The 21,865-nt window shown below is 67.2% G+C and carries 21 protein-coding genes and 1 pseudogene; 7 read left to right on the top strand and 15 right to left on the bottom strand.

Annotated elements, in window-relative coordinates; genetic code table 11:
* Positions 1-5 precede the first annotated feature (5 nt).
* Genes AC1RMY_RS18080 through AC1RMY_RS18070 form a run of 3 tightly spaced genes read right to left on the bottom strand, consistent with a single transcriptional unit; the run spans position 6 to position 2,239 of the window.
* A complete protein-coding gene (locus AC1RMY_RS18080) occupies positions 6-1,058 on the bottom strand; it encodes a DUF2332 domain-containing protein (protein ID WP_492866830.1) in 1,053 nt (350 codons plus the stop codon).
* Between the two features lie 17 nt (positions 1,059-1,075).
* A complete protein-coding gene (acpS, locus tag AC1RMY_RS18075) occupies positions 1,076-1,480 on the bottom strand; it encodes a holo-ACP synthase (protein WP_492866828.1) in 405 nt (134 codons plus the stop codon).
* 9 nt (positions 1,481-1,489) lie between these two features.
* A complete protein-coding gene (locus tag AC1RMY_RS18070; protein WP_492866827.1) occupies positions 1,490-2,239 on the bottom strand; it encodes a pyridoxine 5'-phosphate synthase in 750 nt (249 codons plus the stop codon).
* Between the two features lie 237 nt (positions 2,240-2,476).
* Between AC1RMY_RS18070 and AC1RMY_RS18065 the strand changes: the two genes are divergently transcribed.
* The 3 genes from AC1RMY_RS18065 (at position 2,477) to AC1RMY_RS18055 (ending at position 7,046) form a co-directional block, all read left to right on the top strand.
* Positions 2,477-4,177, top strand: coding sequence for an ATP-binding protein (locus AC1RMY_RS18065; protein ID WP_492866825.1), 1,701 nt, complete (start codon positions 2,477-2,479; stop codon positions 4,175-4,177).
* 103 nt (positions 4,178-4,280) lie between these two features.
* Positions 4,281-4,673 carry a DNA-directed RNA polymerase subunit omega gene (rpoZ, locus tag AC1RMY_RS18060; RefSeq protein WP_492866823.1) on the top strand — a complete coding sequence of 131 codons (393 nt, stop codon included), beginning with the start codon at positions 4,281-4,283 and terminating at the stop codon, positions 4,671-4,673.
* Between the two features lie 153 nt (positions 4,674-4,826).
* Positions 4,827-7,046 carry a RelA/SpoT family protein gene (locus AC1RMY_RS18055; protein ID WP_492867190.1) on the top strand — a complete coding sequence of 740 codons (2,220 nt, stop codon included), beginning with the start codon at positions 4,827-4,829 and terminating at the stop codon, positions 7,044-7,046.
* Here the strand turns inward: AC1RMY_RS18055 and AC1RMY_RS18050 are convergent, their stop codons facing one another.
* Positions 7,047-7,901 (bottom strand): LysR family transcriptional regulator, encoded by an 855-nt coding sequence (locus tag AC1RMY_RS18050; protein WP_492866822.1) that lies wholly within the window; start codon positions 7,899-7,901, stop codon positions 7,047-7,049.
* Positions 7,902-8,033: 132 nt separating this feature from the next.
* On the opposite strand from AC1RMY_RS18050, the gene AC1RMY_RS18045 reads away from it, so the two are divergent.
* Positions 8,034-8,417 carry a tautomerase family protein gene (locus AC1RMY_RS18045; RefSeq protein WP_492866820.1) on the top strand — a complete coding sequence of 128 codons (384 nt, stop codon included), beginning with the start codon at positions 8,034-8,036 and terminating at the stop codon, positions 8,415-8,417.
* 184 nt (positions 8,418-8,601) lie between these two features.
* The gene (gene recO / locus AC1RMY_RS18040) at positions 8,602-9,345 is read left to right on the top strand and encodes a DNA repair protein RecO (protein WP_492866818.1); all 744 of its coding nucleotides are present in this window, start codon (positions 8,602-8,604) and stop codon (positions 9,343-9,345) included.
* Between the two features lie 199 nt (positions 9,346-9,544).
* Here recO and AC1RMY_RS18035 read toward each other — a convergent pair.
* Positions 9,545-9,637: pseudogene (locus tag AC1RMY_RS18035) on the bottom strand (DUF1003 domain-containing protein); the annotation flags it as partial.
* Between the two features lie 63 nt (positions 9,638-9,700).
* Between AC1RMY_RS18035 and AC1RMY_RS18030 the strand changes: the two are divergent.
* Together AC1RMY_RS18030 and parC are read left to right on the top strand one after the other, a co-directional pair.
* Entirely contained in the window at positions 9,701-10,228 is a 528-nt protein-coding gene (locus AC1RMY_RS18030; RefSeq protein WP_492867214.1) for a hypothetical protein, read from the top strand.
* The gene (parC, locus tag AC1RMY_RS18025) at positions 10,174-12,417 is read left to right on the top strand and encodes a DNA topoisomerase IV subunit A (protein ID WP_492866816.1); all 2,244 of its coding nucleotides are present in this window, start codon (positions 10,174-10,176) and stop codon (positions 12,415-12,417) included. Before AC1RMY_RS18030 ends, parC begins: the two co-directional genes overlap by 55 nt.
* A gap of 273 nt (positions 12,418-12,690) precedes the next feature.
* Here parC and AC1RMY_RS18020 read toward each other — a convergent pair whose 3' ends face one another.
* The 10 genes from AC1RMY_RS18020 to hemB all read right to left on the bottom strand — a co-directional run bounded on the left by AC1RMY_RS18020 (position 12,691) and on the right by hemB (position 21,753).
* Positions 12,691-13,302: an outer membrane protein gene (locus AC1RMY_RS18020; RefSeq protein WP_492866814.1), complete on the bottom strand. Its 612-nt coding sequence runs from the start codon at positions 13,300-13,302 to the stop codon at positions 12,691-12,693.
* A 106-nt stretch (positions 13,303-13,408) separates the two neighbouring features.
* Entirely contained in the window at positions 13,409-14,401 is a 993-nt protein-coding gene (locus AC1RMY_RS18015; RefSeq protein ID WP_492866813.1) for a DUF2336 domain-containing protein, read from the bottom strand.
* A 190-nt stretch (positions 14,402-14,591) separates the two neighbouring features.
* Complete coding sequence (locus AC1RMY_RS18010) at positions 14,592-15,614, bottom strand: DUF2336 domain-containing protein (protein ID WP_492866812.1); 1,023 nt, start codon at positions 15,612-15,614, stop codon at positions 14,592-14,594.
* 168 nt (positions 15,615-15,782) lie between these two features.
* Positions 15,783-16,529, bottom strand: a complete 747-nt coding sequence (locus AC1RMY_RS18005) for an arginyltransferase (RefSeq protein WP_492866810.1) — start codon at positions 16,527-16,529, stop codon at positions 15,783-15,785.
* A gap of 75 nt (positions 16,530-16,604) precedes the next feature.
* Complete coding sequence (locus tag AC1RMY_RS18000; protein WP_492866809.1) at positions 16,605-16,955, bottom strand: hypothetical protein; 351 nt, start codon at positions 16,953-16,955, stop codon at positions 16,605-16,607.
* A 74-nt stretch (positions 16,956-17,029) separates the two neighbouring features.
* Positions 17,030-17,503, bottom strand: a complete 474-nt coding sequence (locus AC1RMY_RS17995) for an RDD family protein (protein WP_492866807.1) — start codon at positions 17,501-17,503, stop codon at positions 17,030-17,032.
* A gap of 55 nt (positions 17,504-17,558) precedes the next feature.
* Positions 17,559-18,818, bottom strand: coding sequence for a threonine ammonia-lyase (locus AC1RMY_RS17990; RefSeq protein WP_492866806.1), 1,260 nt, complete (start codon positions 18,816-18,818; stop codon positions 17,559-17,561).
* Positions 18,819-18,857: 39 nt separating this feature from the next.
* Positions 18,858-20,267, bottom strand: a complete 1,410-nt coding sequence (locus AC1RMY_RS17985) for a branched-chain amino acid ABC transporter permease (protein WP_492866804.1) — start codon at positions 20,265-20,267, stop codon at positions 18,858-18,860.
* A gap of 63 nt (positions 20,268-20,330) precedes the next feature.
* On the bottom strand, positions 20,331-20,702 hold the full coding sequence (locus AC1RMY_RS17980; RefSeq protein ID WP_492866802.1) for a GatB/YqeY domain-containing protein: 372 nt from the start codon (positions 20,700-20,702) through the stop codon (positions 20,331-20,333).
* Between the two features lie 82 nt (positions 20,703-20,784).
* Positions 20,785-21,753, bottom strand: coding sequence for a porphobilinogen synthase (gene hemB / locus AC1RMY_RS17975; RefSeq protein WP_492867189.1), 969 nt, complete (start codon positions 21,751-21,753; stop codon positions 20,785-20,787).
* Positions 21,754-21,865 lie beyond the last annotated feature (112 nt).

Here is a 21,865-nt window from a genome sequence, read left to right as displayed (position 1 = left end):
GCGCTTCAGCGCCACTCAACCCAGCGGCCATGAAAATCGGCGCGCGCGATCTCGCGCTCGCCGCCATAGGGCCAGGTCGTCAGCGTCACGGCCGCGCTGCCGGACTGGCCGTCGGCCTCCATGCGCAGCCAGGCGAGCGGCGCCTTCTTTGTCGCCGTGGCGGCGGCTTTTGCCATGGCCTGCTCGATCCGGCGCTTCGTCGCCTCGGGCAGGTATTGCCACATGATCGTGTGCATCAGCAGGCGTGTCTGGCCGTGCTCTTGCGGGGTGGCCAGGCACGCTTCGGCCCACTCTGCCGCGTCCGCCTGTTCGACGCGCCAGGGCTGGCGGGCGGCGGCGTCGAAGGCAGCCTGCGTCGTGGCGATGCGTTCGGACTGGTCGGGCCAGATATAGGACATCACCCTGTCGCGATGGTCTCGATTGCCGGGATCGAGCGGGTTGAGATCGCAGGCGCGCCGGGCCGCGACCGCAAGCGGCGCGTCGAGCGGCGGCAACGACCCGCGCCATTCGCTGCGGATCGTGACTGGCGCAGTCGGATCACCCCAGACGCCGCTGCCGAGTTCGTAGCGATAGCCGTCGAAACCGAGATTGAGCCCTGCGCTCGCGCCGATCTCGATAACATCCAAGGGTAGCCCGGTTTCGCTGATGACCGTGAGTGCGCCGCCGAGCAGCACGGCGCAACGCTTAACCTCATTGGTCTGCGGCGCGCTGTCGAGATAATCATGCAGGAAGCCGTCATGCTCGGCGATTGCGTGCGCGAGGCCGCGCCACAGGGTTTCGGGGTCGGGCCTGTTCGGCGGATAGAGCGCCGTCAGGTTCAGGTCGCGCCCGGATCGGGCCAATGCGTTCAAGCCACCGGCGGCTCTCAGGGCGACCGCGTCGGCCCGCGGCTCACCGGGCCAGTTGAGGATGCGGGCGCCGAAACGGCTGGTCGCATCGAGGCGGTCTCGCAGAAGCTCGCAGATCAGGGCGGTGAAGTCCGAACCCATGCGTCGGCAGCCATTGGCCTGGCCGGAGAACTCCTCACGTGCCCGCGACTCGGCTGCTGCTCTCTGCATGTCAATCCGTCTCCGTTTCAGGCCGGAATCGCCCGCGCCTCGATCACCACGAAGGCCTGCGCCATCGGCGGATCGTCGGTCATCGAGACATGGACGATCGCCTCATGGCCGGGCGGCGTCATCGCCTTCAGCCGCTCGGCCGCGCCGCCGGTCAGCCGCATTGTCGGGCGGCCGCTGGGCAGGTTGACCACTTCCATGTCGCGCCAGAACACGCCGGCGCGCAGGCCGGTGCCGAGTGCCTTCGAGCAGGCTTCCTTCGCCGCGAAGCGCCGCGCATAGGAGGCTGCCCGCGTCGCGCGCCGATCGGATTTGGCGCGCTCGCCCTCGGTGAAGACGCGGTGGGTGAAACGTTCGCCGAAGCGCGCGAGCGACTTCTCGATGCGGTCGATGTCGCAGAGGTCGGAGCCGATGCCGAGGATCATGGCCCGGATCTACGCGCCGCCGCGGCCCTCGTCCATCGCCTGTCGCATCCGTCCGATCGCGGCATCGAGGCCGATGAAGATCGCCTCGCCGATCAGGAAATGGCCGATGTTGAACTCGACGAACTCCGGCACGGCCGCGAGCGTTCGCGCCGTGTCGTAGTCGAGCCCATGGCCGGCATGGACCTCGAGGCCGAGCTTCGCCCCCAGGGCCGCACCATGCGCGAGCCGCTGGAACTCGATCTCGGCCCTGGCCGTCGCGCCGTCCATGACGGCGTGGCACCAGCTTCCGGTATGCAGCTCGATCACTGGCGCGCCGAGCTTGGCGGCCATCGTGATCGGCGCTTCGTCGGGCTCGATGAACAGCGAGACGCGGCAGCCGGCTGCCTTAAGCCGGGCGATGGCCGGCGCGAGCTGGCTTTCCTGCCCGACGACGTCGAGCCCGCCCTCGGTGGTGCGCTCCTCGCGCTTCTCGGGCACGAGGCAGGCAGCATGTGGCTTCAGCCGTTCGGCCAGCGTGATCATCTCTTCGGTTGCGCCCATCTCGAAGTTGAGCGGCTTGGTCAACTCGACCGCCAGCCGCTCCATGTCGGCGTCGCGGATATGGCGGCGATCCTCGCGCAGATGCGCCGTGATGCCATCGGCGCCGGCCGCGACGGCCAGATGCGCGGCGCGGACGGGGTCGGGCAAGGCCCCGCCGCGGGCGTTCCGCACCGTCGCGACATGATCGATGTTCACGCCCAGTCGCAGCCGGCTCGTCATGGATCAACTCTCCCGAAAACGAGGCCGTGCATAGACGAAAATGCTGCAGCGGCTCAAGGCAGGGATTGTCATGGGCGAGGTCACGTTTCGTGATCGATCGCTCCACTCCTCCGCGACATCTTGGCGATTTGGTAACCGCAGCATGAGGACCGGCGCATGTTTGCCCGGGGATAAGGCAATCGTAAGAAGCCCGTCGTAGCCTTCATCTTCGGGAGAGAGGCCGGAAAGGGCCGCAACGTGCAGCTTGCAGTGAAAACGGGGCTATTCGAGAACGAGATTTCCGCCGAAAGGCGCGATCTCAGCCAGGATGCCGAACGCTCGCTGGGCCGCGTCGTCTCCTGCGACGGCTCGCGCGCGACCATTGCCAGCACGGTGTCCGGCATGGCGCGGCTTGGCCCGGATTCATGGGCCGTCGGCCGGATGATCTCGATCAATCTGGGCAGTTCGCGCATCGTCGGGCTCGTCTACGAGATGCGCGCGGTCGATCCGGTCTGGAACGAGGCGGCCGACAACGTCGTTCACGTTCAGGTCGAGATGCTCGGCGAGGTCACGGAGAGCCCCGACGGGCGCGCCCGCTTCCAGAGCGGCATCACCACCTATCCGCCGATCGGGGCGATCGCGCATCGCATCCGCTCGGGCGATCTCGCGCTGGTTCACGATCTCGGCGCGCGCAATGGCGTCGCCATCGGCACGCTGACGCAGGACGCCTCGATTCCCGCTACGATCAGCATCGACGACATGCTCTCACGGCATTTTGCCCTGCTCGGCACCACCGGCGTCGGCAAGTCGAGCGCGGTCGCATTGCTGCTGCGCCGGGCGATCGCGGCCCGCGCGCGGCTGCGCGTGCTGATTCTCGATCCGCACAACGAATATGCGGGGGCCTTTCCCGACCGCGCCCTGTCGATTGACGCGGAAGGGCTCGATCTGCCGTTCTGGATGTTCAAGCTGGAAGAGTTCGCCGAGATCGTCTTCCGCGGCCGCGCGGCTGTCGAGGAGGAGGCGGACATTCTGCGCGAGGTCGTGGCGACGGCGCGGGAGCGCTATCGCGGCGCCAGCCAGCGCAACCCCATGCGCGATCTCAATTCGAGCCTGCTGAAGCGCCCGCTCGACGCCGGCCTTGCCCGCCGCGAGGACGGCATGGGCAGCGCAAGCGACACGCCGACGCCGTACCGGATCGTCGATGCGCTCCAGATCATCGACGAACTGATCGGCCTGCACGAAATGCGCTGGCCGCGCGCCGCCCTGCGCTCGCTCAAGGTGCGCATCGAGACCCTTCACAGCGATCCGCGCTACCAGTTCATGTTCGCGCGCGCCAACATGATGGAGACGATGGCCCCCGTCGTGGCGCAGATCTTCCGCGTGCCGCATCATGGCCGGCCGATCACGGTGTTCCAGCTCGGCGGACTGCCGTCCGAGGTCGTCGATGCGGTGGCCTCCGTGCTGGCGCGGCTCGCCTTCGATCTCGCCATGGCGAGCCAGGGCACCTACGAGATCCTGCTGCTCTGCGAGGAGGCGCACCGCTATGTTCCGGCCGATCAGTCGCTCGGCTTCCTCCCGACGCGGCAGGCGATTGCCCGCATCGCCAAGGAAGGCCGCAAATACGGCGCCTATCTCGGCGTCGTGACGCAGCGCCCGGGCGAACTCGATCCGACCATCCTGTCGCAGTGTTCGACCGTCTTTGCCATGCGCCTCGCCAACGAGCACGACCAGCAGATCATCCGGGCCGCGATCTCGGACGCCTCGGCGAGCACGCTCAAATTCCTGTCCTCGGTCGGAAACCGCGAGGCGATCGCCTTCGGCGAGGGCGTCGCCACGACGATGCGGATGCGCTTCGCCGATCTTCAGCCGCATGAACTGCCGGCGATGGAGATCGCCGTCGGTGTCGAGGGGCGCCGCGAGCCGGGTCTCGACGAGATGGTCAGGCGGATGCGCGGTTGAGCCTGCACGGGCGCAACGCGAATCTTGCATCTGCCGTGCTTTGGCTGTAAGGCCCGCATTCGACATCTTCCCTGCATCGCCAGAGATCAGAAGGAGCCGCCACATGGCTCGCGTTACCGTTGAGGATTGCATCGACAAGGTCGACAACCGCTTCGAGCTGGTTCTCCTCGCCAGCCATCGCGCGCGGATGATCCAGTCGGGCTCGTCGATTCTCGTTCCGCGCGACAACGACAAGAACCCCGTCGTTGCGCTCCGCGAGATCGCCGACGAGAAGCTGAAGCCCGAGGATCTGAAGGAAGACCTGATCCACTCGCTGCAGAAGCATGTCGAGGTGGACGAGCCCGAGGCCGAGACGGTGCCGTTGCTCGCCGCCCCCGGCCAGAGCGCTTCGACCCCCGATTCGGAGGTCCAGTTCGACCGCATGAGCGAGGACGATCTGCTGCGGGGCCTCGACGGCCTCGTGCCGCCGACCGAGAGCGCCGACGACGAGGACTGATCCTCGACGGTCTCTGCACAGCCTTCACTAAAGCCCGGCACAGCCGGGCTTTTTCATGCCTGCCCGGTGAGAATACGCCTTGCTGCCCGTCCGTCCCATCCCGATATTGAACGACTCCAGACTACACAGGCGTGACAGAGGGCCCGCATGGGCATGATGCGGCAATACGAACTCGTCGATCGGGTTCGCAGCTACAACCCGAATACCGATGAGGACCTGCTAAACCGGGCCTATGTCTATGCCATGCGCGCGCATGGCACGCAGAAGCGCGCCTCCGGTGACCCGTTCTTCGCCCATCCGCTCGAAGTCGCGGCCCTCCTGACCGATCTCAAGCTGGATGATGCCACGATCGTCGCCGCCGTCCTGCACGACACCGTCGAGGACACCGCCGCCACGCTCGAAGAGATCGAGAGCATGTTCGGGCCGGACATCCGCCGGCTCGTGGACGGCCTGACGAAGATCAAGAAGCTTGATCTCGTCTCGAAGAAGGCGGCCCAGGGCGAGAACTTCCGCAAGCTCCTGCTCGCCATCGTCGACGATGTCCGCGTGCTCCTGGTCAAGCTCGCCGACCGGCTGCACAACATGCGCACCCTGCATTTCATGGCGCCTGAGAAGCGCCTGCGCATCGCCGAGGAGACCGCCGAGATCTATGCCCCGCTCGCCGGCCGCATGGGCATGCAGGAGCTGCGCGAGGAGCTGGAGGAACTTGCCTTCCGCCACATCAAGCCGGAAGCGCACGCCACCGTCACCAAGCGGCTGGAGGAGGTGACCAAGCGCGAAGGCAGCGTCATCGGCGAGATCGAGAAGGACCTGAAGGACAAGCTCGCGGCGAGCGGCATCCAGGCCGAGGTCTCAGGGAGGCGCAAACGGCCTTATTCGATCTGGAAGAAGATGGAGCGCAAATCCATCTCCTTCGAGCAGCTCTCCGACATCTTCGGCTTCCGCGTCATCGTCGAGAAGCCGGAAGACTGCTACCGCGTGCTGGGCATCGTCCACATGACCTGGCCGATGGTTCCGGGCCGCTACAAGGACTACATCTCGACGCCCAAGCAGAACGACTACCGCTCGATCCATACGACGGTCGTCGGGCCGGGCCACAGCCGCGTCGAATTGCAGATTCGCACCGACACCATGGACCGCATCGCCGAATTCGGCATCGCCGCCCATGCCTATTACAAGGACGGCCGCACCACGGAACTCGCGCAATATGCCGACGAGAGCCGCGCCTATCAGTGGCTGCGCCGCACCGTTGATCTGCTTGCGGAAGGCGACAGCCCCGAGGAGTTCCTCGAGCACACCAAGCTCGAGCTCTTCCACGACCAGGTCTTCTGCTTCACGCCGAAGGGGCGGCTGATCGCGCTGCCGCGCGGCGCGACGCCGATCGACTTCGCCTATGCGATCCACACCAATGTCGGCAACAGCGCGGTCGGCGCCAAGATCAACGGCCGCATCGCGCCGCTCCTGACGGAACTCGCCAATGGCGACGAGGTCGAGATCACCCGCGCCGAAGGCCAGACGCCGCCCGCCGCCTGGGAATCCCTCGTGGTCACCGGCAAGGCCCGTGCCGCCATCCGCCGCGCGACCCGCACCGCCGTGCGCCGGCAATATTCCGGCCTTGGCCGCCAGATCCTCGAGCGCGCCTTCAGCCGGGCCGAGCGGCCTTTTTCCGACGAGAAGCTGAAGGCGGCGCTGAAGCGGCTCGCCCGCACGGCGGTCGACGACGTGCTGGCCGCGGTCGGACGGGGCGAGATGTATTCCGGCGACGTGGTCAAGGCCGTTTATCCTGACCTCGAGCCTGAGAAGCGCAGCGCGCCCGAGCCGAAATCGGCGGGCGCGCCGGCGGGCAGCGGCAAGGGCTGGTTCGAGCTGCGCCAGGGCGAGAACCTGAAGTTCAAGCTGCCGGGCGAGACGCCGGGCGACGACGCCATCCCGATCCGCGGCCTCGGCGGCGACCTGCCAGTGCGCTTTGCGCCCAATGGCGGCGCCGTGCCGGGAGACCGCATCGTCGGCATCCTGACGCCGGGCGAGGGGGTGACGATCTATCCGATCCAGTCCTCGGCGCTGGCGGCCTTCGACAACGAGCCCGAGCGCTGGCTCGACGTGCGCTGGGACCTCGACGACAAGACGCCGCAGCGCTTCCCGGCCCGCATCTCGCTGAACTCGATCAACGAGCCGGGATCGCTGGCGCAGATCACCACGACCATCGCCGAGCATGACGGCAATATCGACGCCGTCGCGATGCACCGTCCGAACCCGGACTTCACCAATGTCACCATCGACCTGACGGTCTGGGACCTGAAGCATCTCAGCGCGATCATCAGCGAATTGCGCGAGAAGCGGGTGATCAGCCGGGTCGAGCGGGTGGTCGGGTAGTCAGGAAGCGCGCGGGGCTCGAAAGGCTGCTGCGAGCTCGCGCAGGAAGGCGTTGGTTCCCGGCGCGGCGACCTGGCTGCGCATGACCACTTGCGAGGTTCCGAGGTCCGGAAGCCCCCATTCGGCGCCGACATCGACGGCGCCCGGCGGTGCGATCCGCGCCGCCAATGGCGAGACGCCGATTCCGCCTGCCACGGCGGCGAGCACCGCCGCCATGCCGCCGCCGATGAATGCCTCGCGCCAGGCCAGGCCGGCGCGGTCGAGGGCGTCCATACCGTGCTGCCGCAGCCAGCAATCCGCAATGAGGCTCACCAGCGGCAGTGGCTCGTCCGGTCGATGAAGAAGGCTCTCGGCGGCGAACCAGCCGAAGGCGTCTTCGCGCAGAACCTCGCCGGTGCGCCCGCTGCCGAGGCGGCGGACGATCGCGACATCGAGTTCGCCGCGCTCGAACGCCGCTTCCAGCGCCCGCGACGCCTCGATCCTGAGACTAATGACGATGCTGGGGTGCTGGCGCGAGAGCCGACCCAGCACGGCAGGAATCTCGGCGCCGACGGCCTGCTCGCTGATGCCGATGGCGATGCGCTCGCCGGGCTGCCGGAACGCGCCGAGCGCGCGCTCATGCGCCGCCATCAATTCGCGCGCGGCCGGCAGGAAGCGCTCGCCTTCCGCGGTCAGCCGCACCAGCCTCGGATGCCGCTGCAGCAGCGTCTGGCCGAGCCCGTCCTCCAGCCGCTTGATCCGCGTGCTGACGAGCGACTGCGCCGTCCCCAGAGCCTCGGCTGCCCGGGTGAAACTGCTGAGTTCCGCTGCCTGCAGGAAGGCGGCAACGGCATCGATGTCGAGGGTGGCGCTCATCTAAAATCACAAATCCGCATCATTGATATCATCATAGATACTATTTCAGGATCAATGCAATCGGCCTAGCTTGGATGGGTTCGCAGGGCCTGCCGCCTTGCCTTTCCGCCTTCCTTGTCCTTGGAGCCCGCCATGCCCCTGATCCGGATTTCGATGCGCCGCGGCCGCCCGGCCTCCCATCCCGCCGCCATCGTCGATGGCGTCTACCGCGCCCTGCGCTCGACCTTCGAGGTGCCGGAGAACGATCTCTTCGCCGTCGTCCACCAGCACGACGCCGACGAGTTCGTCTTCGACGCCAATTACTTCGGATTCGAGCGTTCTGCAGGGCTGGTGATCATCCAGCTCACCGTCGCCAACACCCGCGGCGTCACCCAGAAGAAGGCGCTCTATGCCGCGATCGCCGCGAACCTGCAGAAGGAGCCGGGGCTGAAGCCCGACGACATCTTCATCAGCCTCGTCGAGGTCAAGCGCGAGGACTGGTCGTTCGGCGCCGGCATCGCGCAGTATGTGGCTTAGGTCGCACTTCCTTCTGACCAACCGCGCAGTCATCCCGGACAAGCAGCAAAGCTGCGCAGTTCCAGGATCCATCGTAGCGCAGTTCTGGATGAGGATTGGCCCTCCGATGGATCCCGGCGCTCCGGCCGGGATGACGGCGCGCCTGAAAATTGCAGCGTCGAGCAGGCCGCCCTAAACCCTTCCAATGGAATGGAGTGACGAGGGCACGATCATCGGCGTCCGCAGGCATGGCGAGAGCGCCGTGATCCTGGAGGCGATGACACGGGACCATGGCCGCCATCTCGGGCTCGTGCGCGGCGGCCGTTCCGCGAAGCAGCAGCCGGTGCTCCAACCCGGCAACGCTGTCTCACTGACCTGGCGGGCCAGGCTCGACGAGCATCTCGGCGAGTACAAGGTCGAGCTGCTGGCCTCGCATGCCGCGAGGCTGATCGAGGCGCCGGTCGCGCTCTATGGCCTCGGCACCGCCTCCGCCCTGCTGCGGCTGTTGCCGGAACGCGATCCGCATCCCGGCCTGCACGAGGCGCTTTCCGTGCTGGTCGAGCATCTCGACGAACCCAGCCTCGCCCCGGCGCTGGTCGTGCGCTTCGAGCTGGCGATGCTCTCCGAACTGGGCTTCGGGCTCGATCTCGCGCGCTGCGCTGTCACGGGCTCGCCCGATGATCTCAGCCATGTTTCGCCGAAATCCGGCAAGGCCGTCAGCCGCAAGGAAGCCGAGCCCTATCGCGATCGGTTGCTGGCGCTACCGCCCTTCCTGAGCGAAGGGCAGGGTGCGCGCCAGCCGACACCTGCCGACCTTCTTGCCGGTTTCGCGCTGACCGGCCATTTCCTGCGCCGTCACGTCTTCGAGCCGCGCGGCTTGGCCGAGGCGCCGGAGCGCGCGCGGCTGGTCGAGTTCGCGCTGCGCGCCGGCGCCACCCCGGCCGCCTGAGCGCTGCGCAGCTCCTGCAGCAATTCGATCTGGACCTCCTGGATCTCGGCGAGGCGCTGCCATTGCCGGTTGACCAGATGGTCCATCTTCTCGTGCAGATGCCGGATTTCCAGCTCGGCCTTGAGGTTGACCTGGTAGTCGTTGCGCGAGCGCGCCGGTCCTTCGCCTCCTGGCGCTGCTGGCTCATCATGATGACGGGCGCCTGCACGGCGGCGAGGCAGGAGAGGGCGAGGTTGAGCAGGATGAAGGGGTAGGGGTCGAACTGTGCCGCGCCGATGATGTTGATCACCATCCAGACGGCGATGAAAACCCCGAACGAGATCAGGAAGCGCCAGCTTCCGCCGAAGCTCGCGACATGGTCGGCGAGGCGCTGGCCGAAGGTGCGGTCGCGGTCGATGTCGTCGTCGGTGTTGCTGGTGATCAGCTCGGAGCGGGCGAGGCTTTCGGCCACCTGCCGGTCGAGCTCGCTGATTTCGCCGCGTTCGCTCGCCAGCAGAGCGTTGACGTAGCGCAGGCGATAGGCGGCGATCTGGTCTTGCGCGATCAGCGCATGGTCCGGCAAACCAGGGTGGTCCTGGCGGATCGCCTCGGCCAGGGCCGGCCGCAGCGCATCGATATGGACCAGTTCGCGCTTCGGCACGGGCTTTCCGGTGAGGGAACAGATGCCCTTGTCCGTGCTGTGATTGTAGTTCGTCATGCAGCTCTCCGTCGGTGCCGGGCGCATTCTCGTCGATTGCATGGGGCGATATCGCCCGCCATCGTTCTAGCCGGGCGATTCGCGCCGTGCGATAGAGGCGCGAACGAAATGACAGTCGGGGCAAGCACGCAATGGGTAAGCCGGTCGATCCGCCGCCGGAGGACGAATCCGAGCGCATCGATCTGAAATCGGCGCTCGAAGAGCGCTATCTCGCCTATGCGCTCTCCACCATCATGCACCGGGCGCTGCCGGACGCGCGCGACGGTTTGAAACCTGTCCACCGTCGCATCCTGCATGCGATGCGCCTGCTCAGGCTCGATCCCGGCCAGGTCCACAAGAAATGCGCCCGCATCGTCGGCGACGTCATCGGCAAGTTCCACCCGCATGGCGACCAGTCGGTCTACGACGCGCTGGTGCGCCTCGCGCAGGATTTCGCTCAGCGCTATCCGCTCGTCGACGGCCAGGGCAATTTCGGCAATATCGACGGCGATAACGCCGCCGCCTATCGCTACACCGAAGCCCGCATGACCGAGGTCGCGCGGCTCCTGCTCGACGGCATCGACGAGGACGCGGTCGATTTCCGCGAGACCTATAACGGCGAGGACGAGGAGCCGATCGTGCTCCCCGCCGCCTTCCCGAATCTGCTCGCCAACGGCTCGCAGGGCATCGCGGTCGGCATGGCGACTTCGATCCCGCCGCACAATGCCGCCGAGCTCTGCGACGCCGCTCTCTACCTGGTCCAGCACCCGGAGACCTCCTCCGAGCAGCTGATGACGTTCGTGCAGGGCCCGGACTTTCCGACCGGCGGCGTCATCGTCGAGAGCCGGGCCTCGATGGCCGAGACCTACCGCACCGGTCGCGGCGCCTTCCGCACGCGGGCGCGCTGGGAGGCCGAGGATCTCGGCCGCGGCACCTGGCAGGTCGTCGTCACCCAGATCCCCTACATGGTCCAGAAGGGCCGGCTGATCGAGAAGATCGCCGAACTCCTGAACGAGAAGAAGCTGCCGCTGGTCGCCGACATCCGCGACGAATCGGCCGAGGATATCCGCATCGTCATCGAGCCGCGCGCCCGCAATGTCGATCCGGCGCTGATGATGGAATCGCTCTTCCGGCTGACCGAGCTGGAATCGCGCATTTCGATGAACATGAACGTGCTGACCGGCGGGCTGGTGCCGCGCGTGCTCGGCCTGAACGAGGCCCTGCGCGCTTGGCTCGACCATCGCCGCGACGTGCTGCTGCGGCGCTCGCGCTTCCGGCTGGGGCAGATCGAGAAGCGGCTGGAAATCCTGCGCGGCCTGCTGATCGTCTATCTCGACCTCGATCGCGTCATCAAGATCATCCGCGAGGAGGACGAGCCGAAGATCGAGCTGATGCGCTTCTTCGAGCTGACCGAAATCCAGGCCAACGCCATCCTCGACACCCGCCTGCGTGCGCTGCGCAAGCTCGAGGAAATGGCGCTCAAGACCGAACTCGACGAGCTGACCACGGAAAAGGGCCAGATCGAGGAGCTGCTGGCGTCCGAGCCGGTGCAGTGGAAGCTGATCCAGCACGACATCCGCGAGGTGAAGAAGCTCTTTGGGCCGGAGACGGAGATCGGCAAGCGGCGCACCACCTTCGCCGACATGCCCGACACTACCGACATCGACCTGACGCAGGCCATGGTCGAGCGCGAGCCGGTGACGGTCGTCATTTCCAAGAAGGGCTGGATCAGGGCGCTCAAGGGCCATGTCCAGGACCAGTCGACGCTGACCTTCAAGGGCGATGACGGGCTGAAGACCGCCTTCTTCACCGAGACCACGGCAAAGCTCCTGGTGCTCGCCTCGAACGGCAAGGTCTTCACGCTGGAGGCCTCGAAGCTTCCCGGCGGGCGGGGCTTCGGCGATCCGATCCGCCTGATGATCGAGCTGGAGGAGACCGCCGAGATCGTCTCCGCCTTCCCCTATCGGCCAGGCCTCAAGCTGCTGATGGTGACTTCCGACGGGCGCGGCTTCGTCGCGCCGACGGATGATGTCGTCGCTAATACCCGCAAGGGCAGGCAGGTGCTCAACGTCGATGCGCCGGTGACCGCCCTGCTGGCGGCCCCTGCCGATGGCGACCATGTCGCGATCATCGGCGAGAACCGCAAGCTCAACTGCTTCCCGATTTCCGAGGTCGCGGAGATGGGTCGCGGCAAGGGCGTCCGCCTGCAGCGCTACAAGGATGGCGGCGTCTCCGACGCCAAGACCTTCAAGCTGGCGGACGGGCTGACCTGGCGCGACACCTCCGGGCGGACCTGGACCGTGGCACAGAGCGAACTGATGGAATGGCTCGGCCATCGCGGCGAATCCGGCCGCCTGCCGCCGAAGGGCTTCCCGAAGAACAACAGATTTGCTTGAGAGGGCCGTTAAGGGCGCGGGGAACCCTCTCCCATGGGGAGAGGGCATGGTGAGGGGTCGGCCGCTGGACGACCGACCGTGACCTCACGGCCGTTTCGCTGTCAGGCAAGCGCTCCGCTGGCCCAGGGGCCTACACCTCACCCCTGTCCCTCTCCTTACAGGAGAGGGGTTCCGCGCGCCCTCTGCTGAGAAGCCAGGACCAATTAAGCTGTGTGTTGCCAGAGCCTTGGAAGCTGCGGCGGAATCACCCCCGCAACCGCCTGAATCGATCTCTCAGCGGATCGCCTCGCCGACGACGCCGACTTCGAGGCCGAGCGTCAGGTTGTTGGTCACGGCCCATTCGACGCCGGCGCGCGCCTCCGGCCGGACCCGTATATCGCTGCGCGTGAACGGCGTGGACCACGGCGTCGCGCCATAGCGCCAGGTTTCATTGGCGGCGGCCATCCCGACCTTGCCGTAGACCAGCACATCTGGCGTCACGAGCACGCCGGCCTTGATCTGGAAGGCGCCGGCAAAATCGCGCGTATAGGCGGTCTGGCCGAAGCCCGGCGTGCCGTAGCCGCCCAGCGCCGGCGCGTATTCGAGTGCGCCGACGATGCCGTAGACGAAGTTGCCCTCCTGCCGCATCGTCCCCGCCTCGAGCCCGAAGGTCGGCCCGGCATTGCCGCCGAGCCGTTTGGAGCTGGAAACCTGGAAGCCGGTCGAGATCCGGGCGTAGGAGCCGTCCCATTTGGGAACGAGCGTAGGCTCCGACCAGGCGAAAGAGGGCAGCGGCGCAAAGCCCGTGAAGGGCAGCCAAGCCTGCGCGCTGGCACTTCCCGAAAACAGCGCTGCCGCGCCGAGTGCACAGGAAAAGACTGCGCCGGAAAGAAGGGGAAATCTCACGTCGAAAGCCATCCTCGCCGCCGGTTTGCGCAAGGCATGCACACACCGCACATGGTCAGGCTAGCATGAGGTCGCCCGAATGTCGCGGATTTGTGGCGCGGGAAGATCAGGCGAGCTTGGTCTTGAGCTTCAGAAAACGCATCGTGCGTTCGGCCACGGCCGGATCGAGCCGCTCATAGCTGCGCAGATCGTCCTTGGTGGCGTTCTTGGCGAACATCAGCCGCCTCGCCCGCAGGGTCAGGATGGCCTCGAAGGCCGCCGTCCCGATGCCCAGCGCCCGGCAGGCGACGGCGATGCCGCTGGCATCGCGTTGCATCAGCACGCGCAGAGCCTGGTCGGTCGTCAGGCTGGCGACCTGGGCGAAGACCAATGCGAGATGAAAGGCGCGGTCTTCGTGGGCGAGCATGGTCACGATCTCGTCCAGTGGCCGCGCTCCGGCCGTGAGGTCGGCGAGCAGCAGCTTGATCTCGAGGCGCTGCTGCCGGGCCTGCCGGGCCAGGTGGACCGCTTCGCTGCTGGCTTTCGACCACAGCCCGCCTTCGTCGCTGAGTTGCTCGACCATCCGCATCACCCTCTCGGCCCGGTTCGGCGTGAGGTTGGAGCGGGTCGATAGCGCAAGGCCGATCTCGCCGTCGGCGCCGCCGCGCTCGATCAGCCGGTCGAAGCCCTTGTCGGACAGGCTCGCGCCTTCATTGGCGCTGACCGTGTGCAGGACTTCGCGGTCGCCGCGCTCGACGAGGATGTCCGTGACGCTCTCGGAGAGCCGCGAGCGTTCGGCGATCGCGACGAGATGGCGCTGCGACTGGCTGACGGCGATGGCCGCCAGATCGGTGTCGGTCAGCACCGGCGAGAGCTTCAGGACGAGACGCGCGACATCCGCGTCGGAGTCCGTGGCCAGCGTCACGGCGACGTCGCGTGGCAGTGCCGGCGTCGCGGCGACGCGATCGGCATAATCGCGGCGATCCTCGGTTTCGAGATGTGGAAGCGATTTCACGGCGATGTCGCCGTAATGCGCCTGGGACTCCGCGCTCGGCGTCTCGTCCAGCAGAAAGAGGTCGGTGACGGCGTTGAGAAGCTGTCGACGGGAATCCGACGACATCTCTGCGGGCATCCGGGTCAATTCGTCGAACATGAGGCGGTCCAGGCGCAATCTATCAGACTAGCCTTACGGCATAGCGCTTGCCTGAACCTTAAGATGAACCTGGACGGACGGGGTGAACCAGAGAATTTCTTCCGGATATGCCAGCCGGCGCAGGTTGCCGCCCACGTCTTCCGGGAGACCTTGCCCGTCAGGCGACCCTGGCCTTCATGCGGATGAAGCGCATGCCGCGCTCCGCCGCCGTCATGTCGATCTGCGCGTAGCGGCGCAGATCCTCCTCAGTATCCTTGTTGGCGAACATCAGGCGCCGCGAGCGCAGGCCCAGGATCGCTGCGAAAGCCGGGTAGCCGACATCCAGCGCACGGCAGGCCAGGGCTATGCCGCTGACATCCCGTCGCAGCAGGGCGCGCAAGGCCTGCTCGACGCCGATATCCGACGAGCGGGCGATGACCTGGGCGAGGTGATAGGCGCGGTCCTCGTTGGCGAGCATGATCAGCACGTCGTCGATCACGCGGGTCTTCGCCTTGAGGTCCTTCAGGAGCAGGCTGACTTCCAGCCGCTGCTGGCGCGCCTGCCGGGCGATGGTGGCCGCCTCGCTCTCGGGGCGCAGTTCGACATCGTCCTCGCCGAGTTCGGCCAGCAGGCGCATGACGCGCTCGGCGCGGCCGTCGGTCAGATCGGAGCGGACGGCGACGGTGCGCGGGATCGCGGGTTCCTCGCGGCCACGCTCCAGCAGGCGGTCGAAGCCCTCCTCGGAGAATTCGGCGCCCTCGTTGCCGCCGACCGTCTTCAGCACGCCATTGTCGCCGCGCTCGACCAGGATGTCGGTGATGCTCTCCGACAACCGGACGCGCTCTGCGATGGCTGTGAGATGCTCCTGCGACTGGTTGAGCGCGATGGCGGCGAGGTCGCGATCGGTCAGGACCGGCGACAGGCGCAGGACGAGGCGCGCCACTTCGCTTTCGGGATCGCCGGCGAGCGCGTTGGCGACGCTGCGTGGCAAGTTCGGCTCGGCCGCGACCTCGTCGGCATAACCTTGGCGCGCCTCGGCATCGAGATGCGGCAGGGCGCGCAGCGCAATCTCGCCATAATGGTGCTTGGACATCCCGGTCGGCTCCGGATCGTAGAAGAACAGATCCGTGACCGCGTGCAGAAGCCGCCGGCGTGCATCCGACGAGGTCTCCGCAGCGAGTTTGAACAGGGAGTGCAGCATGACGCCCTCCAAGCCTTTCTGATCGGGGCCAGGCTTGCGAGAAGCCTCGACAAATGTGGCGCAGCACCGCCGCCACGCAACCATTGTCATGGAATGGTATGAACAAAAGCTGTTGCGGGTCTTACCCCGGCGAGAGCCTGCGGACGGGGATTGTTCCGGGGGAAGGCGTCAGCCGACGCGCTCCCAGCCCTGCGGCAGCAGGCGCTCCTGCGGCAGGAAGCGTTCCTTGTAGGCCATCTTCGGCGAGCCATCGACCCAGTAGCCGAGATAGACGTAAGGCAGGCGCAGGCGGCGCGCCCGTTCGATATGGTCGAGCACCATGAAGGTGCCGAGCGAACGTTGCTCCAGCGCCGGATCGAACACCGAATAGACCATCGAGAGCCCGTCGCTGAGCGTATCCGTCAGCGCCATCGCATAGAGATCGCCCTGGCCGCGCCCGGTGAAGCCGCTGTCGGGCCCGCGGCGGCGATACTCGATCAGCGAGGTCTCGACATGGCTGTCCTCGACCATCATCGCGAAATCGAGCGCCGACATCGTCGCCATGCCGCCATCGGGATGGCGCTGGTCGAGATAGGAGCGGAACAGAGAGTAGTGCTCGGAGCGGGGGCGCGGCGGCAGGCTCTCGCCGATCAGGTCGCTATTGCGCGACATCACCTTCCGGAAGCCGCGTGACGGGCGGAAGTCGTCGACGATGACCCTGACCGAGACGCAGGCCCGGCAGGTTTCGCAGGCCGGCCGATAGGCGATGCTCTGCGAGCGCCGGAAGCCGCCCTGGCTGAGCACGTCGTTGAGGTCGCGCGCGCGGGATCCGACCAGATGGGTGAACACCTTCCGCTCCTCGCGCCCGGGCAGGTAGGGGCACGCGGTCGGTGACGTCAGATAAAATTGCGGGGCATCCCGCAACGGGCGCGTCACGTCAGGTTCGCTCCGGAAAACCGCTTCGCATATTCAGTGTATCACCCGCCGGTCCGGCAACAAGCGTCGCCCGGATCAGCCGAACATGTTTTGCTTGCTGAGCCCGAAGATGTCGTTGGCGAGCGCCGCCGCGATGCCGAGCGTCATCACGATGAGCCCGGTCATGAAGAGGCGCTGCGTGCGGTCGTAGCGTGTCACGAGCAGCGAATCCCGGCCCATGAGATTGGCGAAGGCCTTGAGCTGCATGCCGATGCCGGCGGCCAGCAGGATCAGCGGGATGAAGTCGATACGGCTCCACGCATTCGGATTGGCGGCCCAGCGGCTGAGGAAGGTCAGGGAGAAGCCGAGGATGATGCCGACGGCCGTCAGCGAGCCGTTACGGAAGGTCGAGTCGATCTTCTCCGGCTGATCCGGCTCGGCGGCCATCGGCTTCGTCCGTCTCGCATCGCTTCAGCTAAAAAGGCAGAAAGCGTGACGCGAGGCAACTGGCCGGCGATATGTCAGGCGCGCACCACCACCAGCCCGGTGAGCAGGTCGTGGCCCAGCCGCCGGTCGCTGCGGACGAGGCCGCAGAGGATGTCGAGCAGCCAGAGCCCGACCGTGCCCGCCGCGACATAGAACAGCAGAGCGTGAACCGCCGCAGCCAGTCCGTCCGGGCGCCCGCCGGTCGCGGTCTCGACCCTGAGCCCCGCCATTCGCATGCCGAAGGTCGCCTGGCGCGGGCCGCCAATCGTCAGCGCCGCATAGCCGAGCGCCGTCGCCACGCTTGCGATCGGGATCAGCAGCCAGGCCGCGCCGAAGGTGACGATGCCGAGCAGGGCCAGCGCGAACCAGACCAGCGAGCCCAGGATGAAGAGCACGATGATATCGCCGATCCAGGCGAAGATTCGCGAGCCCAGCACGCCGCTGACGTCCTGGACGGGGCGCTCGCCGACCGCGACGATCGGGGGGCGGCTGTAGCGTGTGTCGGTCATCTGTCCCTGGTTCCAATTCGTGCGGCCGGAATGGCCGCGCAGCGATAATGTCGGTTCAGCGTCCCGGTTCCGCAAGACTGCGCTCGGTGAGACCACGCGGCAATACGCGATGCGGCGCGAAGCCGCTTTCCCGCAAGGCCGCCTCGATCGCCGCCGAATGCGCGCTGCCGCGGGTCTCGACGGTGACGTCGAGCGTCACGCCCTTGGCGGGGACGTCGAGGAAGAGCCGGCCATGGCTGACCTCCAGGATGTTGGCGCCCTGCTCGCCGAGGAGGCTCGCGACCTTGCCGAGGAGCCCCGGCCGGTCGCTGGTGGTCAGGCGGAAGGCGACGATGCGGTCCTCGCGCTCGAGCTCGCGCACCATCACGGCGGCGAGCAGCCGTGTGTCGATGTTGCCGCCGCAGAGCACGAGGCCGACCTTGCGCCCGGCATAGCGCCCGGGCTCCTTCAGCATCGCGGAGAGACCGGCCGCTCCCGCGCCTTCCGCAAGGCTGTGCTGGAGACTGGCGTAGGCATAGACAGCCCGCTCGATCAGGTCCTCGCCGACGAGCACGATGTCGGAGACGAGGCTGGAGACGATCGGCAGCGTCTGGACGCCGACGGTCTTGACGGCGATGCCCTCGGCCAGCGTCGCCCCGCCGATCGGCAGGTCATCAGCGTTGATCGCGTTGAAGAAGGAGGGGTAGAGTTCAGCCTCGACGCCGATCAGTTCGATGCCAGGCTTCAACGCCTTGGCCGCGACCGCATTGCCGGCCATCAGCCCGCCGCCGCCGAGCGGGATGATCAGCACGTCGAGGTCGGGCTCGTCGTCGAGCATCTCGCGGGCGATCGTGCCCTGGCCGGCCATCACGGCGGGATCGTCGTAAGGGTGGACGAAGACCAGTTCCTCGGCCTGCGCCAGTTCGCGCGCCCTTTGAGCGGATTCGTAGAGCGTCTCGCCGTGCAGCACGACGCGGGCGCCATGGGAGCGGGTGTTCTCGACCTTCACCAGCGGCGTCGTCTCGGGCATCACGATCGTCGCGGGGATGCCGAAGCGGCGGGCGTGATAGGCGACGGCCTGGGCGTGGTTGCCGGCCGACATCGCGATGACGCCGCGCTCGCGCTCGTCCTCGCTCAGCGTCAGCAGCTTGTTGACCGCGCCGCGCTCCTTGAAGGAAGCCGTCGCCTGCATGTTCTCGTGCTTCACCAGAACGGTCGCGCCGGTCAGCTCGGAGAGCCGCGGTGCCGGCACCAGCGGCGTGCGCAGGACATGGCCCTCGATGCGCCGCGCCGCCTCCTCGACATCCGCGGGGGTGATCACGAAGGGCTCGCTCATGGCCAGATTTCCATTGATCGGTTCTCAGACTTGTGTTCGTCAGACTTGGCGCGGCGCCAGCGCACCATCGCCGAAGAAGCCGCCGGGCCGCAGGATCAGCACCGCGGCGAGCAGGGCATAGACGGCGATGTCGCGCTGTTCGAGCGGCATGGTCGATGACCACAGCACTTCGAACAGCGCGATGCAAAGCCCGCCAAGCGCCGCCCCGGCCGGTGAGCCGATACCGCCCAGGATCGAGCCGACCAGCGCCTTCAGCCCCAGCGAGAAGCCGCCTGCGAAACCCATGCCGCCATAGACGGCGGTGACGATCACGCCCGCCATGCCGCTTGCCGCGCAGGCGAGGATCAGGGCCCGGTCATGGACTGCCCGCGCATCGACGCCGAACAGCGCTGCGGTCCGCGCATCGTCCGAGACGGCGCGCCATTGCCGGCCATAGGCCGAGCGGGCGATCATCCGCACGAGGCCGAGCGTGACTGCAAACCCCATCGCGGCCACAGTGAGACCCAACGGCGTCACCGTCACGATGAAGTTGCCCGCCCGCGCCAGAGCCATCGGCTCGTTGAAGACCGGAGGCAGCCAGCGCAGCCCCGCCCCCTGCGCCAGCCGCAGATATTCCGATAGCGCGATGGAAAGCCCGATCGTCGCGATCAGCACCTGCTGGCCGGGAGCCTGCCCAAGAGAAGCCCGCCCAAGAGAAGCCTGTCGGATCGGCGCCTGCCGCCCCTGGCCCAGCGGGTCAAAGGCATGGTCGAGCGGGCCCAGCACGAAGCGGCCCATCGCGAAGCCGTGGAGGGCGCAGGCCAGGATCGCCACGAGGAAGGCGACGACCAGCCCCGAGGCCGGGGTCGAGGCGGCGAGCGAAAACAGCAGCGCGGCGCCGACCACCGCGGACAGGGCTCCCAGCGCCGCGAACTCGCCGAAGCTCAGGATGATGCGCCCGGTCAGCCCGTAGATCAGCGCATAGGCGCAGGCGAGCAGTGCGTAGATCGCGGCGGAGGGCAGGGCGCTCAGCCCTTGCTGGAGGCCATAGGCGAGGCCGGCCGACAATTCCGGAAGCGCCTCGGTGCGGGCGGCGCCGGGATCGGGCGGCGGTTCCTCGCGATTCTCCAGATAGAAGCGCCGCAGCAGGTAGAAGCTGGCATCGCTCATCGGGCGGCCGTCGCTGGCGATGCCGATCAGCGCGCCGCGCTGCAGACTCTGGCCCTCGCCGGCGAACAGGCAGTCGATGCGCCTCCGTTGCACGGCCCCGCCCCCCGCTGGCACGCTGTAGAGGATGCGCAGAATGTTGGCGCGCGGCCCGTCTTCGACGCCCTCGATCGTGATCGGCGTGCCCGGCGCATTCAGCGCCGGAATCGCCTGCCGGCAGAGCCGCTGCTGGTCCGTGTCGAAGCTCTCGCCGCAGGAAGCGAGCGCGAGCACGAGCAGAATCGTCGGCAGGAGAGGACGCATGTGGCGCGACGGTAGCTCCTGCCGACGCCGTTTAAAACATGACTCCGCAGCGAGTATCCGCGGTCAACTCAAGTCGGGCGGATCGAGATAGCGACCCAGGATCAGCGCCCCATGAGACATATCCTGAGCCTTGTCGCCATGCCCGAGACGGCGATAGTCATCCGCCGCGTCGCTCCGGCTGCGAATTTCGGTTTCGACCACACCGCGCAGCTCGTCCTTGCCCAGCACCCTGCGCGGGACTTCGGAAGCCCCGTCGCCAAAAGCATGAAATACATAGGTGCTGTGCCGGTCACCGACCGGAACAGCCTGGGCATTTTCGATCGCGGCGATCAGCTCGCGCAGGGCCGTGACTTCGGCAGCCTTGCGCTCGCGCATCGCTGTCAGCAGGTCGGCTCTGAGCAACGCCAGGAAGCGCTGGCTCTCATCTGTGATCATGGTGAAACCGTATCGATATTCCGGCACGGCGTAAGCCTGTTGGAGCCGTCGAGGCAAGCGGCCTCGTTCGAGCCGGGAAAACTCAGCCCGCGGCCTTCAGCGCCTGAGCCACCTGCGGAGCGAAATAGGTCAGCACGCCGTCGGCGCCGGCGCGCTTGAAGGCGGTCAGGCTCTCCATCATCGCCCGGTCGCCGTCGAGCCAGCCATTGCGGGCGGCGGCGACGATCATCGCGTATTCGCCGGACACTTGATAGGCGAAGGTCGGCACCCGGAAATGGTCCTTCACCCGCGCGACGACGTCGAGATACGGCAGGCCGGGCTTGATCATCACCATGTCGGCGCCCTCTTCGAGGTCGAGCCCGACCTCGGCGATGGCCTCGTCCGAATTGGCCGGATCCATCTGATAGGTGCGCTTGTCGCCGACCAGCGTCGCGTTGGTGCCGATCGCGTCGCGGAACGGGCCGTAGAAGGCCGAGGCGTATTTCGCCGCATAGGCCATGATCTGCACGTCCTCATGGCCCGAGCCGTCGAGCGCGTCCCGGATAGCCGCGACGCGGCCATCCATCATGTCGGAGGGCGCGATGACGTCCGCGCCCGCATCGGCCAGCGCCAGCGCCTGCTGGACGAGGATCGCGACGCTGGCGTCGTTGAGGATGCGCTCGCCCTCCATCACCCCGTCATGGCCGTGGGAGGTGTAGGGGTCGAGCGCGGCGTCGCAGATGATGCCGATCTGCGGCACCTCGGCCTTGATCGCTCGGACCGCCCGGCACATCAGGTTGCGCGCGTTCAGCGCCTCCGAGCCGGTCGGATCGCGCAGCGACTTCTCGACGAAGGGGAAGGGCGCGATCGCGGGGATGCCGAGCGAGGCGGCATGCGCGCTCTGGCGCACCGCCTCGTCGATGTTGAGCCGGTCGACACCCGGCATCCAGGCGACGGGCGTGCGCGCCTCGGCCGAATCCATCAGGAACAGCGGCCAGATGAGGTCGTCCGTGGAAAGCCTGGTTTCGCGCACCAGCCGCCGCGACCATTCCGCCTTGCGGTTGCGGCGCATGCGCCGGGTCAGCCCGAGCGATGGGGCGTTCACATCCTGGCGTGCCTGCGGGGCGGGGAAGGGCCGCACGTTCCGGGTGTCCAATGGTGCCTCCGCTGCCGGCAATGCCGGG

The sequence above is a fragment of the Allobosea sp. GW822-FHT03F07 genome, from assembly GCF_058801345.1.
Note: the sequence above shows the minus strand (reverse complement) of the source record. Positions and strands in the feature narration are given on the sequence as shown.

Bases quoted from the DNA above. Each gene is read 5' to 3' on its own strand.
- AC1RMY_RS18080 (WP_492866830.1), bottom strand. From the start codon at position 1,058: ATGCAGAGAGCAGCAGCCGAGTCGCGGGCACGTGAGGAGTTCTCCGGC.
- acpS (WP_492866828.1), bottom strand. From the start codon at position 1,480: ATGATCCTCGGCATCGGCTCCGACCTCTGCGACATCGACCGCATCGAG.
- AC1RMY_RS18070 (WP_492866827.1), bottom strand. From the start codon at position 2,239: ATGACGAGCCGGCTGCGACTGGGCGTGAACATCGATCATGTCGCGACG.
- rpoZ (WP_492866823.1), top strand. From the start codon at position 4,281: ATGGCTCGCGTTACCGTTGAGGATTGCATCGACAAGGTCGACAACCGC.
- AC1RMY_RS18055 (WP_492867190.1), top strand. From the start codon at position 4,827: ATGATGCGGCAATACGAACTCGTCGATCGGGTTCGCAGCTACAACCCG.
- AC1RMY_RS18050 (WP_492866822.1), bottom strand. From the start codon at position 7,901: ATGAGCGCCACCCTCGACATCGATGCCGTTGCCGCCTTCCTGCAGGCA.
- AC1RMY_RS18045 (WP_492866820.1), top strand. From the start codon at position 8,034: ATGCCCCTGATCCGGATTTCGATGCGCCGCGGCCGCCCGGCCTCCCAT.
- recO (WP_492866818.1), top strand. From the start codon at position 8,602: ATGGAATGGAGTGACGAGGGCACGATCATCGGCGTCCGCAGGCATGGC.
- AC1RMY_RS18030 (WP_492867214.1), top strand. From the start codon at position 9,701: ATGGTCGGCGAGGCGCTGGCCGAAGGTGCGGTCGCGGTCGATGTCGTC.
- parC (WP_492866816.1), top strand. From the start codon at position 10,174: ATGGGTAAGCCGGTCGATCCGCCGCCGGAGGACGAATCCGAGCGCATC.
- AC1RMY_RS18015 (WP_492866813.1), bottom strand. From the start codon at position 14,401: ATGTCGTCGGATTCCCGTCGACAGCTTCTCAACGCCGTCACCGACCTC.
- AC1RMY_RS18010 (WP_492866812.1), bottom strand. From the start codon at position 15,614: ATGCTGCACTCCCTGTTCAAACTCGCTGCGGAGACCTCGTCGGATGCA.
- AC1RMY_RS18000 (WP_492866809.1), bottom strand. From the start codon at position 16,955: ATGGCCGCCGAGCCGGATCAGCCGGAGAAGATCGACTCGACCTTCCGT.
- AC1RMY_RS17995 (WP_492866807.1), bottom strand. From the start codon at position 17,503: ATGACCGACACACGCTACAGCCGCCCCCCGATCGTCGCGGTCGGCGAG.
- AC1RMY_RS17990 (WP_492866806.1), bottom strand. From the start codon at position 18,818: ATGAGCGAGCCCTTCGTGATCACCCCCGCGGATGTCGAGGAGGCGGCG.
- AC1RMY_RS17985 (WP_492866804.1), bottom strand. From the start codon at position 20,267: ATGCGTCCTCTCCTGCCGACGATTCTGCTCGTGCTCGCGCTCGCTTCC.
- AC1RMY_RS17980 (WP_492866802.1), bottom strand. From the start codon at position 20,702: ATGATCACAGATGAGAGCCAGCGCTTCCTGGCGTTGCTCAGAGCCGAC.
- hemB (WP_492867189.1), bottom strand. From the start codon at position 21,753: ATGCGCCGCAACCGCAAGGCGGAATGGTCGCGGCGGCTGGTGCGCGAA.